Consider the following 14,247-nt stretch of genomic DNA (forward strand, 5'->3'; position numbering starts at 1 on the left):
TAGCCTCTCCTTTATGTATTGACTAGAGGATTTTACATAAAATAGAAAGAGGTGTTACTATCAAGATAGCAAATAGATTGATAAATGAATAGAGAAGGGAGTTTCAAATGAATAAGATTGCACCCGCAGAAATCGCTAACATGCTCAACGATTGGTACCTTGCGATCAAGAAACATGAAGTTGAAGAGTCCGCCCGTATCTTTGAAGAAGTGAAGCCTTTATTGGATGATATGGAAGAGGATCAGGAGGTGCTGGCCTACTTCTCCTTATTAGAATTGCGCTATAAAGTATTGCTTCATGAAGCGAGAGGGCTGGGCTTTGAGCATGAGGAGTCTCCTCATATGAATGCTACGTCAGACATGCTGAAATATTACTTTTTTCTGTTTGAAGGTATGTATGAAGCCTATAAAAATCATTACGAAATTGCCATCGGGCTCTATAAAGAAGCGGAGCAGTATCTCAGCAACATCCCCGATCCGATCGAAAAAGCCGAATTTCATCTGAAGGTCGGCAAGCTCTATTATAAGCTGGGACAAAATATTGTGTCTCTCAACCATACAAGGCAAGCGGTCAAAACGTTCAGAGAAGAAACGGATTACAAAAAGAAACTCGCCTCCGCATTAATTACGATGTCAGGCAATTTTACCGAGATGAACCAGTTTGAAGAGGCGGAAACCTATTTGGATGAAGCCATTCGCATGACGAGAGAGTTAGAGGATCATTTTTTTGAGGCCCAGCTTTTACATAACTTTGGGCTGCTTCATGCCCAAAGCGGCAAATCAGACGAGGCTATCTCAACATTAGAAGAGGCTTTACAGAACGAAGAGTACGCACGATCTGCCTATTACTATCATTCTGTTTACTTGCTGATACGAGAGCTGTTTAAGACTGAAAAGAAAGAACAGGCCGTAGATTATTACCAAAAATTGAAGGAAAAATTAAATACCGAGCCGAATAAAATATGTGAGGCAAAAATTGATATGTTATATGCCATTTACGCAGAAGGAGGTCATGCGGAAACGTTTCACTTATGCAAAGAACATATGGATGTGTTGATGTCGGAGAGAGAATACGACAGTGTAAGAGAACTTTCCATTTTGGCTGGCAAACGGTATAGGGAAAATGAGCTTTACAAAGAAGCCGCCCACTTTTTTTATGAAGCATTACAAATTGAGGAACTCATTAAACAAACGGAGGTTATGTAAATGAAAAAGTTTCTAATTGGCGCAGGCGTTGCAGCAGTGATTTTATCCGGCTGGTTTATTGCAGATCATCAATCACACTCACAAGAGATGAAAGTCGCTGAGAAAATGATTGGATAATAAAGAAAACCCCCGCTGGGATGCGGGGGTTTTCACATGTCTACAGCAATTTCTTCCCTAGCAGGGATTCTACTAGCTCTACCGCTGTTCTTCCGGTCTTGTTTTCATGATCGAGGATCGGGTTAACCTCAACAAATTCAGCTGAGGTAATGATGCCTGCGTCATACAGCATTTCCATAGCCAGGTGGCTTTCGCGGTAGCTGATGCCGCCGATGACAGGTGTTCCGACACCCGGTGCGTCGTTTGGATCAAGTCCGTCCAGATCAAGGCTGAGATGGACGCCGTCGCAGTCTGATAAATAATCAAGGGTTTCTTCAATCACCTTTGTCGTGCCGAGGCGGTCGATTTCGTGCATGGTGTACACCTTCATGCCGCTTTCCTTAATATACTGGCGCTCTCCTTCATCAAGTGACCGGGCGCCGATAATGACGACATGTTCCGGTTTAATTTTAGGCGCATATCCTTCAAGGTTCACCAGTGACTCGTGTCCGATGCCAAGGCTGACGGCCAGCGGCATGCCGTGAATATTGCCTGAAGGTGATGTTTCTAGTGTATTCAGGTCACCGTGCGCGTCATACCAGATGACGCCGAGCTTATCGTAATGCTTCGCTGTACCTGCGAGCGTGCCGATCGCGATACTGTGATCGCCGCCCAAGACAAGCGGGAATTTTTTCTCTTCAATCACGGTGTTCACCTTTTGAGCGAGCTTTTCGTTTCCTGCCAGTACGGAATTTAGGTTTTTCAGTTCTTCATCGTTTTTGATCTTTTCACGGCTGATCGGAATGTCACCGAGATCTTCAACCGTATAACCCATTTCTGACAGCCTCTCAATCAAATGGGCATACCGGATGGCACTTGGTCCCATGTCCACTCCGCGTCGTGCTTGTCCTAAATCCATTGGCATTCCAATAACCGAAATCGTTTTATCCATCTGTGATTCCACCTCAACATATAAGATAATGTCCTTATGCGGGTTCTAACAAAGATGACTTGCGGACAACGTTTTTAAAGCTCTAGCTGACGATTTGCCTGCTTGCGTTTTTTAATGACGACATGATAAATGATGTAGCAAATGACCATAAACGGTACGCCGCAATACAGCGCGATACGCTGCTCCGGATCAAACGCGAGACTGATGAGAACGACTGTATTTAACGTCAGACCGATCAGCGGAAGCACCGGATATAGCGGTGTTTTAAATTTTAAATCTTCTATCTTGCCGCCTTCACGGATATATTTGCGTCTGAACCTGATTTGAGAAAGCGAAATCGTAATCCAGCCGACCTGCGCGCTCATGCCTGCCAATGATAATAGCACCATATATACGGTTTCAGCCTGCGCAAATTTTGTCAGAAGTGACAGGCAGGCCACAGCCATCGTTACGATTAACGCGTTCAGCGGCACACCGCGTTTATTTGTTTTGCCCAGCGCTTTGAAGGCCTGTCCTTCATTCGCCATCGCGTACAGGATACGTGTCGATGCGTATAAACCTGAATTCGCAACAGATAAGAGCGCAATCAATATAACAAAGTTCATGATATCAGCTGCATACGGGATTCCGATTTGCTCAAATACGACAACAAACGGACTTTCTACGACTCCAGCCTGTTTCCACGGAATCATGCCGGCAATGACAACGATAGAAAGAACAAAGAAGACAAGCGTTCTCCATACTGTCTGTTTGATGGACCGCGGAATCGTTTTTTCAGGGTTTTCACTTTCTCCGGCTGCAACCCCGATCAGCTCAGTTCCCTGGAATGCGAAGTTCACGGTAATCATCGTTATCAATATGGCCTTTATGCCGTTCGGGAATAACCCATCTTCATAAAAATGCGTCAGAAACGGCGCTTGCTCTCCGCCTTTTAGGTCAATGAAGCCGAACATAGCGGCTCCGCCGAGAATAATAAATAAAAGGATAATCAATATTTTAATGCCGGAAAACCAAAATTCAGATTCTGCAAAGGCTTTCGCGGTTATTGCATTTAAGGTAAACATGAGGGCCGCAAAGACCAGACACCAGATCCACACGTCTATATGCGGAAACCAGCGTTGCATCAGCTGCCCCGCTGATAAGAATTCAATGGCGCATGTCACCGCCCAGCCGAGCCAGTACAGCCAGCCGAACGCAAACCCGAAGGCCGGGCTGATAAATTTTGTCGCATAGGTCTGGAAGGACCCCGATACAGGAAAGGCGACCGCAAGCTCCCCTAAGCAGAGCATGGTCAAAAACATGATAAAGCCGCCCACTAAATAAGACAGAACCGCGCCGAGCGGTCCCGCTTGGTTAATGGTAAACCCGGTTCCCAGGAAGAAACCGGTTCCGATCACTCCGCCCAATGAAATCATAAACAAGTGGCGAGATTTCATTGTCCGCTGGAGCTGATTTCCGTTATCTTGGTTCGTATTCACATTCTGCACCCCTTCAGCAACTTGTATTGGATCTAAGCTGGAACATCTATCGTGATGCGTATCCCAGTTTGCTGTCCAAAGAGTCTCTATCTATTTAATATAAAATTCACTTCTTCTCATAAAGATACATTATACTAAAATACTGTAGCTGAGCAAATAGGGAGTGCTAATTTTTATGCTGTAAATTTATACAAACGAAGTGAATATCCCGCCATGATGCGGATTTATGCCTTTTGCAGCACATGCTTAATTTTTTCAATCGCCCAATCCAAATCCTTTTTGGAAATGATTAATGGCGGTGCAAAACGAATGACGGTATCATGCGTTTCTTTGCATAAAAGTCCTTCATCTTTTAAACGCTCACAATACGGACGCGCCGCTTCCGTCAGTTCCACACCGATAAACAGCCCTCTGCCGCGGACTTCTTTAATGATTGGGTTATCAATGCTCTCCAGCTCTTGTTTAAAATACTCGCCAAGCTCAAGAGAACGCTCCGCCAGCTTTTCATCTTCCAGCACTTCCAGTGAGGCGATGGACACCGCACATGCCAGCGGATTTCCGCCAAATGTGGAGCCGTGTGAACCCGGGTTAAACACGCCTAAAACGTCGCGGTCCGCCGCAATGCATGAGATCGGGAACACACCGCCGCCAAGCGCTTTCCCCAAAATGTACATATCAGGAACAATGCCATCCCAGTTACAAGCGAATGTCTTGCCTGTACGTCCGAGACCCGTCTGAATTTCATCGGCAATCAACAGCACATTCTCTTCCTTACAAATCGCCGCCGCTTCCTGCAAAAATCCTTCAGGCGGAATCACAATGCCCGCTTCGCCTTGAATCGGTTCAAATAAGAACGCCGCTGTGTTTGGCGTAATCGCCTGACGCAGCGCTTCCGCATCTCCGTAAGGGATTAGTTTGATTCCCGGAAGCATCGGGCCGAATCCTCTTTTATACTCGTCTTCAGAAGAAAGAGAAACCGCCAGCATCGTCCGGCCATGGAAATTTCCGACGCACGCAATAATTTCCGCCTGATTGTCCACCACGCCCTTCACTTCATAAGCCCAGCGTCTCGCTGCTTTCACCGCAGACTCAACCGCTTCAGCCCCCGTATTCATCGGCAGAATCATTTCTTTGCCCGTCAGCTTAGCCGCCTTTTCGTAAAACGGTCCGAGCTGATCGTTGTGAAACGCGCGAGACGTCAGCGTGATTTTATCAGCCTGATCCTTTAACGCCTGAATGATCTTCGGATGTCTGTGCCCCTGATTCACCGCAGAATAAGCACTCAGCATATCCATATATTCATTGCCTTCCGGGTCCTTTACCCAAGCACCCAGCGCTTCAGAAATAACAATCGGCAGCGGATGATAATTGTTGGCACCGTAATGTGACGTCTGATCAATAATTTCTTTGGATTTTGATAAAGCTGGCATATTTGAATTCCCCCTTGTTTTCTGTTTCAACACTATATCCTGCTTTCCCTTTTTATAAATGCAAGTTTCGTGCCAACTCGCACATTCGTGTATTTTCTACAATATTCGAGGCAAGGGTGCAAAAATATTCAGATATTTCACGCGAAAATTTTTATAAAGTGCAAAATTCTTTTGCATATCCTCTCTATTCTTTTATAAAATAGAAGCAATATTAAGAAAATAAATGAGGGAGGTTTATACTTTGGTCAAAGACAGCGAATTCCTCACATTAGTGTTTCAGAGCATTTTGGATGAAATTGATGTCGGCCTGCACGTCGTGGACGAGCATGGAAACACGATTGTTTATAACAACAAAATGATGCAAATTGAAGATATGGAGAAGCAGGACGTCTTAAATAAAAACCTGATGGATGTATTTATGTTTTCGAAGCAGCAGGACAGCACACTTGTGCAAGCCCTCCAGGAAGGCAAAACGATCAAAAATGTAAAGCAGAGCTATTTCAATAATAAAGGCCAGGAAATTACGACAATCAATCATACATATCCGATCGTCCAAGACGGCAACATCAAAGGGGCTGTCGAAATTGCCAAGGACGTGACAAAGCTGGAACGCCTGATCAGAGAGAATATGCATAAAAAAGGAAACGCGACTTACACATTTGACAGCATTCTCGGCACCAGTCCGGCGATTCAGGACGTCATCGAAAATGCCAAGAGGGCGACCCGCACGTCTTCCTCAGTTCTACTCGCAGGTGAAACCGGCACGGGAAAAGAGCTGTTCGCACAAAGTATCCATAACGGCAGCGACCGATCAAGCGGCCCGTTCATTTCTCAAAACTGTGCGGCTCTGCCTGACAGCCTGGTGGAAAGCATCCTGTTCGGTACGAAAAAAGGCGCGTTTACAGGTGCCGTTGACCAGCCTGGCTTGTTTGAGCAAGCCCATGGCGGCACACTTCTGTTAGATGAAATCAACTCACTGAATCTGAGCTTGCAGGCAAAATTGCTGCGCGCCCTGCAAGAACGGAAAATCAGACGCATTGGTTCGACCAAGGATACACCGATTGACGTGCGCATTATCGCCACGATGAATGAAGACCCGATTGATGCCATTGCGGGTGAACGAATGCGCAAGGACTTGTATTACAGGCTGAGCGTCGTGACACTGATCATCCCGCCGCTTCGGGAACGCAAAGAGGACATTTTGCTTCTTGCGTCAGAGTTCATTCAGAAAAACAACCACCTGTTTCAAATGAATGTCGAACATATCAATGAAGATGTGAAGCAATTTTTCTTATCCTATGATTGGCCGGGAAATATTCGCGAACTTGAGCATATGATCGAGGGCGCGATGAATTTCATGACAGATGAACAAACGATTACGGCCAACCATCTGCCATATCAATACCGCATGAAAATCAAGCCGGCAGACATCTCGAAGCCGGAACCCGCAGGGCATCAGCCCGCCGCTGATTTGAAAGAAAAAATGGAGAGCTTCGAAAAATATGTGATCGAAAACATCCTTAGAAAACACGGCCATAACATTTCAAAAACCGCTCAGGAGCTCGGCATCAGCAGACAAAGCCTGCAATACCGGCTGAAGAAGTTTTCTCTGCACGCAAAATAAACCTATGTACATCATTAAAATAACAACCAGTAATCATACAGAACAAACCATAAAATAAACGCTGAAAATGGAAAGCTGACAAGCCCTTACACACTGTTTCACGTGTAACATCCATGTATTTTCTATGGAACGGGCGTGATCCCGTTCCGTTTTTTTGCATAAAAAACAGCCTGGCATCAGTGCCAGACTGCTTTTATTAACTTCCTAACTGATCTGCGGAGGACAGCTTCACTTCAACGGATTTTTCTTTTCCGCCGCGGTAAAACGTCACCTTCACCCGATCACCGACTCTTTTCTGATAAAGCCGCTTTCGAAGATCCACAATATCATTTATTTTTTGCCCGTCAAATTCAGTGATGACATCCAGCTCCTTGAGTCCCGCTTTTCCGGCAGGTGAAAAGGCATCTACACCCATTATCACCGCTCCATTGGTCACATGTTTAGGAAGCTTCAGTGTTTCATCCCAATGGTAGCTTGCAATGTCGCTTAACGATTTCATTTCAATTCCAAGGAACGGACGCTTCACTTTGCCGTATTTCTCTAAATCCTCTATCACCGGAATCACAAGCTTAGATGGAATGGACAGGCCAATCCCTTCAACCGCTGACTCCGCGATTTTCATTGAATTGATGCCAATGACTTTTCCGTCCATATTCAACAAAGCTCCGCCGCTGTTCCCCGGGTTAATGGCCGCATCGGTTTGCAGCACCTCTGCATTCCAGTCAGGCTGACCGTCATCATTGGAATCAACCGGAATCGCCCTCTCTGTTCCCGATATGACGCCCTGTGTGACAGAGCCTGCAAATTCAAGGCCTAACGGATTGCCGATCGCAATCACCGGTTCACCAGATTTCACTTTATCTGAATTGCCAAAATCAGCGACAGCTTTGATTTTATCGCTTTTCACCCGCAAAACGGCAAGATCCATCAGCTGGTCGCTGCCGACAAGCTCAGCAGACACACGCGAACCGTCTTTTAAACTGATTTCAATTTGGGAAGCGCCCTCGATCACATGATGGTTGGTCACGACATAAGCAGAGTGGTCATTTTTCTTATAGATGACGCCTGAGCCGCTCCCAGCCTCACCGCTTTCTCCCCAAATATCTGTTTTTTGAATGTTTACGACACCGACAACAGCTGGCGACACATTGCTGACAATCTGAGTGACAGCGTTGTTCACACTGACATTCACTGTTCGAATTGATTCCCGGCCGTTGGTCTGCTGCTGATCTGCCTCGCCCGTATCAAACCCCTCATTTGAAAGGTACGGCATTATGAACGCCATCAATACAGCGCCGACAATCACCCCAATCAGGCTTGAAAGAAAATAACCTTTTTTGCTTCTCTTCGGCTGTTCAGGAGTATTATGTTCTTCTTCACGCTCGTAATCCACCATATTCCATCCTTTCAGAGAACGTTGATATGGTTATATTGTGGATTAGAAACTCCTATAATAGTCATGTTACACAAGAAAAAATTATACAGCGCAAAGCGGAGTAGCCTTTTTCGGATCGGTATCAAACAAATCAAATGTTTCGCCTGTCACAAATCCTTTAGAAGCCAATGTCTGCTGGACAGACATTCTGGCCAGCTCTTTCATATTGTTGTCCTGACTCAAATGGGCGAGGTAGATACGAGACGTCTCGTCGCCGATGACATCAGTCATCGCCAACGCAGCATCTTCATTTGAAACGTGCCCGACGTCACTTAAAATCCGCCGCTTAATGCTCCAAGGGTATCTTCCCATTTGCAGCATGCCGACATCATGATTGCTTTCAAAAACGAACACATTCGCCGAGCGGATAATGCCCTTCATCCGGTCGCTGACATACCCTGTATCTGTCATTAACGCGAGCTTGCGCCCATTACAATGAAACACATAAAACATGGGCTCTGCCGCATCGTGAGAGACGCCAAACGATTCTACATCAAGTCCGCCAAACGACTTCACCGTCTCCATCGGAAACTCAAACTTTTGATCGGTATCAATTTTGCCGATCTGGTTCTCCATCGCCTTCCATGTCTTCTCATTCGCATAGATCGGAAGCTTGTACTTTCTGGCGATGACGCCGAGGCCTTTAATATGGTCACTATGCTCATGCGTCACAAAAATGCCGTCTACATCATCCAGCTTACGTCCGATTTGCGCCATTAATCCGTCCATGGCTTTCCCGCTCAAACCGGCGTCCACTAAAAACGCGTGATCCTCTGTTTCCAGGTAAAACGCATTTCCCGTACTCCCGCTCGCAAGAACGCTAAATTGCAAGCTCATTTCAGTTCACTCCATTATTTTGATTGATCTGTATCTAAAATCGTACTCTCCAAAGCATTCACAGTAAAATACTCTTGCACTTTCTTTTTCTCGCCGTTCACTTTTTTATCATACTCCACCGTAACTCTCCATACCGGAGCCAGCACCTGCGTGCTTGTCAGCGGATATTGCGCCACATAGCCGAATTTGACACTCTTTATGGTGCAGTATTCTTTTAGTTGATTTTGATAGTACAATAATTCAACCGCATCAAGCTCAGTAATTAAGTTTTCTTTCTGAATCTGTTTAAAGGTTTCAAGCGTCGACTGCTCGTATGACACAACCTCGTTTTTATCATTTAAGTGCAAAATCACTTGTCCGATCATATTAGAGGAGTTGTCAGTCTTCTGATAAATGTAATGGCCTTCATACGTTTGGAAGTAAATGATTTCTTTTTTAGATTTATCCACCTTCCAAAACTTATATTTTTCACCATCTTGAATTTTAGAAGACACAAGCGCCTGTGCATCGTCCTCTATGTTTTTCTTTGAAAGGGCAATCGGGCTCGTAAACTTCATCTTTAAGTTCGTTACTTTATGATCATCACTAGGCATATCCATCATAGGCTTTTGATCCTTGAGTGATTCAATTTCATCCTTGGTGAAGACTTTTTGATTGGCTGTGATCCGATAGCCTTCTATCGCTTCTTTATCCAGACCTTCATACGTGATATGGTCTGCCTTCATGTCATGCTCTACATCATTTTTAATGACTTCATATTCTTTACTATTAGATTGCTTCTCAAAAAACTGATAGCCTAAGAAAATATCTAAAATGAGGAAGGCAACGATGAAGATTGTTTTTGTCTTATTCCACTCCATTGTCTGCCCCCTCCTTCGTCAATAATTCCTTCGTAATCGGCACCACTTTTCCATTTATTCTCATAGCCCAAACCGGTTCAAGCTCAACAAGAGGATCATCGTTGGTTGATGTTGAGATCATCTGATACGCAGGGAAAATCTGATCAATTTTGTCCGTATCATACGCCGTTTGTCTGGACAGAAGAGCCCTCACTTCCCTGCCGCTCATCAGCTGTGTCTCACTTGTTTTAATCGGATTGGTCCCAAGACTGTAGTTCGGCCGTTTATAGCTGAGAATATCGTCATTGGCCCATTGGACGGTGATTGCCGAAGTTCCGCCAAACGGTTTAGACATGCTGTTAATGACCGGGAGCTGATCCATAAAGATATAGAAGCTCAGCTGCTGGCTGTCGTTGATATTAAAAAATTGATAGTGATCCGTCCAGCTTCCTGTATCCTCTAGGTACTTCTGGCTCTTTTTGATTAATTCACCTGTTTGATACGAAGTGCTCTGCACTAAATTACGCTGCTGGAATTGAACCTGCCGCTGGGTCAGGCTGACATCTAAACGGCTGATGCCGTCCGTCAGTACATTTCTGTTATTATAATTCGAATCTTCTCTTACAATGCTCGGATCGCTGAACAGCGCTTGTTTAAAAGTGTTTGTTTTAATTGATTCCGTGACAAATTCCTTTTTATCCATCGTAAGCGATTTGTTCGGAAGCAAAAACTCTTTCTTTGTGCCAATCGAGAACAAGCTGTACGCAGGCATATTTGATTCTTTGTTTTTTAAATCGTTCATGATATTCCGGTAGTTTGCTGATTCAACCGTCACTTCCAGAATAAGCTGCTTGCTGTAAGATACCAAATAAATCTTCTTATTCGTTTTTGTTTCATCGAATGGGATCATAATATGATCAAACGAGCTGTATTCAAACGATTGATTGGACCATTTAAACAGCGTTTGAATAATATCAATAGGTATCGTGTCACTGAATTGCAGATCAAGCTTGGCAGCAGAACCGCCTCTTCCATAAAACCAGCTCTTAAATCCGGCCTTATCATATTGATCCGATATATCTTTAATGCCTTTTACATCCCAATGCGGCAAATCTGACCAGACTTCATCATAAAGCGTTTCATCATCGACCTTATAATGAGCACCGTCATCATGAATAAACATTTCCCGCGGTTTTACCGTTTCAGACAGCTTTTGGGTATTTTTTTCAATTTTATGCTTCTCACGCACTGTAGACTCTGCTGATGACGAGTCTTCAGAAAAATTAGGCTGAAATGTCCATATACTCCATGTAAAAACAAGACTGATGACGACGAGTACCGTAAGTAATATTGTTTTTATATTTTCACGCTTCATCCCAATCATCCTCTTGTTCCTCTTTATATGGAAGAGTAAAAGTTATCGTTGTTCCTTTTCCTTCTACACTGTCTGCCCAAATATCTCCGCCGTGCGCCTGAACCATTTCCCTGGCAATAGCAAGTCCCAGACCGGTCCCGCCAAGCTTTCTCGTTCTCGCTTTATCAACCCTGTAGAAGCGGTCAAAGACTTTTTCGACATCCTTTTTCGGAATCCCGATCCCTTCATCCTTAACGCTGATATAGAGAAGTTCTTCCTCTTCATTTACGTCAATCGAGAAGGTGACATGTCCGCCTTCAGGCGAGTATTTTAAAGCGTTGGATATAATATTATCGAGCACCTGCGTAATTTTATCCTGGTCAATCTCCACATACAGGTTTCTGTCCGGCAGATTGCGGATAAATTCCACATGCTGTTCCTTCGTCATTTCAAAACGATCAATAATGAGCGACATAAATCGGACGATTTGAATCCACTCACGATTAAATTGATAATCCTTGCTGTCAAACTTAGAAAGCTGAAGCAAATCGTTTACAAGCCGAATCATCCGCTCTGTTTCATTCTGCGTCACCATTAGGAAACGCGGTGCAATGTCTTTATTTTCCCACGCGCCTTCCGCTAACGCCTCTAAATAACTGCGCATGGTTGTAAGCGGCGTCCGCAGCTCGTGTGATACATTTGCTACAAACTCTCTGCGCTCCTGGTCAATTTTCTCCTGCTCGGTTACATCGTAAATGACAGCAATTAAACCGTCGATTTTGCCATGCTCCCTTTGAATCACGGAGAAATTGACACGAAGCACTGTCAATTCATCGTCGCGCTCAATTTCGAGCAGCATAGAGTCCTGCTGTTCGACTAAATCTTCAAAAGTATAATTCTCTTGAATCCCCAGCAGACTTGTAATCGGCATTTCCAAGGCTGTTTCACGTGAAACGTTCAGCAGCTCCAGCGCCGGGCTGTTCAAGAGAATAATCGCGCCGTTTCGGTTTGTGGCAATAACGCCATCCGTCATATAGGCAATAACAGAGGAAAGCTTTCTGCGTTCACCCTCTGTCATTGCCTGAGCATCTTCAAGCTCTCTCGTTAAGTGATTAAACGTTGTGGCGAGCTGTCCAATTTCATCATGTCCGTACTTTCTAACCTTCCTGGAGAAATTTCCTTTCGCAAGCTCCATTGCCTGCTTCCTCATATCTGAAAGCGGGTGGGTAATGGTTCTGGCCAGAAAAATACCGAGAAGGGCTGTCAAAACGAGGGCCAAGCCAGTGCCGGAGGCCAGTATCGTGTTGATGGTCTTCATTTGGCCAAAGACATCTTCCATGCTCGCTACTACATAAATCGCTCCGACAACCTCTTGGTTTTCAGTCGTAACGGGCTTTGCTGAAATGAGGACTCTTATTTTGCTTTTCGGGTCATAATATTTTCTAGAATAAGACTGTTTCGTAGAAAAAATTCTTTTGAAAATGAGATCCGTCGTTTGTTTCCCTGCAACTTCTTCTCCATATGGCCTTGAAGAGCCTACCACTTCATAGCTTTTATCAACAAAACTAATTTCCCGAATCTCATCACTCTTCGTAAAGTCATTCAAAATACGGCTGACATCATCCTTAATGACGGTGCTGTCATTATCACTCTTATATTCCTGCTCAATATAATAAGAAAGGTTGTCGATTCGCTGATTAAGCGACTGTTCATAAGAGGTAATCAGCGACTTCTCTACCTGATTGACAAAATACACACCAATGACTTGCATCGCGATGATAATCAAAAGCACATAAATCAAGGTAATCTTAAATTGGATCGACCTAAAAAAACCAACCTTATTCATTGGGCATTAGTCCTGTTCTGGGTTTCTCAAGTAATAACCGACGCCTCGGCGTGTGACAATCCAATTTGGATGGCTTGGGTTGTCCTCAATTTTTTCACGAAGGCGGCGCACTGTTACGTCAACCGTTCTGACATCCCCAAAGTAATCGTAGCCCCAGACCGTTTGCAGCAAGTGCTCACGTGTCATGACTTGTCCGATGTGTTTTGCCAGGTAATGCAGCAATTCGAACTCACGATGGGTTAATTCGATCGTTTCATCCCGTTTTGACACTACATACGCGTCAGGGAAGATGACGAGGGAGCCGATATGAATGTCGTTGGAGGATGATTCTTCCTCCGCTGGCGCTGTTGTCAGCTGGCGGCGCAAGTTCGCTTTCACACGGGCTAAAAGCTCTCGTGTGCTGAATGGTTTCGTAACATAGTCATCCGCGCCGATTTCAAGCCCGATGACCTTATCAATTTCTGAATCCTTAGCCGTCAGCATAATGATAGGCATATCGTGTTTCTTTCTGACTTCACGGCATACTTCAACGCCGTCTTTATTCGGAAGCATAATATCTAAAAGAATTAAATCAGGCTGAAGCTCTTCCACCATTTCAACGGCTTCATTTCCGTCATAGGCGCAATGCACTTCATAGCCCTCTTTTCTTAAGTTGAATTCTAATATATCTGCAATCGGTTTTTCATCATCTACTACAAGGATCTTTTTATCCATCATCTTTGATTTCCTCCTGCCGAATGGTCTTCATTTCATCTATATCACATTCGTTACATCACTTATGGCCCAAATAGAACAATGGGTCCTTGTCTATTATAACGGTTTAAGGTCAAAAGATAAAAAAAATAAAGGTTTAGAAAAAAACACATTTTTCACCTTCATCCACCAGTTGTCTATCTTTTGTCATGTTTTTCAACTTTTCTTAAAAATGATAATTTAAATGAAACCTCCCCTCACCTGCGTGCGTCTTTTCATTGACGTCTTCTTCTTTGAACCGGCCGCAGGGCCGGTTCTCCCTTTTTCTTCTATTATAACACTCCGCATGTTTCTCTTTTTTATAAAGAAAAAACGCACCTACGATTGCAGATGCGTTTGGTAAGTGGCTCGGGACGGAATCGAACCGCCGACACACGGATTTTCAGTCCGTTGCTCTA

12 protein-coding genes are annotated in these 14,247 nt (G+C 44.4%); 3 read left to right on the forward strand and 9 right to left on the reverse strand.

Going from position 1 to position 14,247, the window contains the following annotated elements; genetic code table 11:
* The first annotated feature begins 107 nt into the window (after positions 1–107).
* Both LNN34_RS20810 and LNN34_RS20815 read left to right on the forward strand, forming a co-directional pair.
* Positions 108–1,205, forward strand: a complete 1,098-nt coding sequence (locus tag LNN34_RS20810) for a Rap family tetratricopeptide repeat protein (RefSeq protein WP_229044479.1) — start codon at positions 108–110, stop codon at positions 1,203–1,205.
* Positions 1,206–1,322: a Phr family secreted Rap phosphatase inhibitor gene (locus LNN34_RS20815; protein ID WP_010332587.1), complete on the forward strand. Its 117-nt coding sequence runs from the start codon at positions 1,206–1,208 to the stop codon at positions 1,320–1,322.
* Between the two features lie 40 nt (positions 1,323–1,362).
* Here LNN34_RS20815 and rocF read toward each other — a convergent pair whose 3' ends face one another.
* The 3 genes from rocF to rocD form a co-directional block, all read right to left on the reverse strand.
* Positions 1,363–2,253, reverse strand: a complete 891-nt coding sequence (rocF, locus tag LNN34_RS20820; RefSeq protein WP_229044481.1) for an arginase — start codon at positions 2,251–2,253, stop codon at positions 1,363–1,365.
* A gap of 74 nt (positions 2,254–2,327) precedes the next feature.
* Complete coding sequence (locus tag LNN34_RS20825; protein WP_044160196.1) at positions 2,328–3,731, reverse strand: amino acid permease; 1,404 nt, start codon at positions 3,729–3,731, stop codon at positions 2,328–2,330.
* Positions 3,732–3,955: 224 nt separating this feature from the next.
* Entirely contained in the window at positions 3,956–5,161 is a 1,206-nt protein-coding gene (gene rocD / locus LNN34_RS20830) for an ornithine aminotransferase (protein WP_059292135.1), read from the reverse strand.
* Positions 5,162–5,402: 241 nt separating this feature from the next.
* Between rocD and rocR the strand changes: the two genes are divergently transcribed.
* Positions 5,403–6,785, forward strand: coding sequence for an arginine utilization regulatory protein RocR (gene rocR, locus LNN34_RS20835; protein WP_059353213.1), 1,383 nt, complete (start codon positions 5,403–5,405; stop codon positions 6,783–6,785).
* Positions 6,786–6,981: 196 nt separating this feature from the next.
* On the opposite strand, the gene htrC is transcribed toward rocR, so the two are convergent.
* The 6 genes from htrC to walR form a co-directional block, all read right to left on the reverse strand.
* Positions 6,982–8,181, reverse strand: a complete 1,200-nt coding sequence (gene htrC, locus LNN34_RS20840; RefSeq protein ID WP_044160202.1) for a serine protease HtrC — start codon at positions 8,179–8,181, stop codon at positions 6,982–6,984.
* Between the two features lie 81 nt (positions 8,182–8,262).
* Entirely contained in the window at positions 8,263–9,057 is a 795-nt protein-coding gene (locus LNN34_RS20845) for an MBL fold metallo-hydrolase (RefSeq protein WP_024123515.1), read from the reverse strand.
* Positions 9,058–9,071: 14 nt separating this feature from the next.
* Complete coding sequence (locus LNN34_RS20850; RefSeq protein WP_044160203.1) at positions 9,072–9,917, reverse strand: two-component system regulatory protein YycI; 846 nt, start codon at positions 9,915–9,917, stop codon at positions 9,072–9,074.
* On the reverse strand, positions 9,904–11,271 hold the full coding sequence (gene yycH, locus LNN34_RS20855; RefSeq protein WP_044160402.1) for a two-component system activity regulator YycH: 1,368 nt from the start codon (positions 11,269–11,271) through the stop codon (positions 9,904–9,906). The genes LNN34_RS20850 and yycH overlap by 14 nt, the downstream gene beginning before the upstream one ends.
* On the reverse strand, positions 11,261–13,096 hold the full coding sequence (walK, locus tag LNN34_RS20860; RefSeq protein WP_044160205.1) for a cell wall metabolism sensor histidine kinase WalK: 1,836 nt from the start codon (positions 13,094–13,096) through the stop codon (positions 11,261–11,263). The genes yycH and walK overlap by 11 nt, the downstream gene beginning before the upstream one ends.
* Positions 13,097–13,102: 6 nt before the next feature.
* On the reverse strand, positions 13,103–13,810 hold the full coding sequence (walR, locus tag LNN34_RS20865; protein ID WP_044160404.1) for a cell wall metabolism DNA-binding response regulator WalR: 708 nt from the start codon (positions 13,808–13,810) through the stop codon (positions 13,103–13,105).
* Between the last annotated feature and the right edge of the window lie 437 nt (positions 13,811–14,247).

It is taken from the genome of Bacillus sp. AF23 (genome assembly GCF_020861455.1).
Taxonomy (GTDB): Bacteria; Bacillota; Bacilli; order Bacillales; family Bacillaceae; genus Bacillus; species Bacillus halotolerans.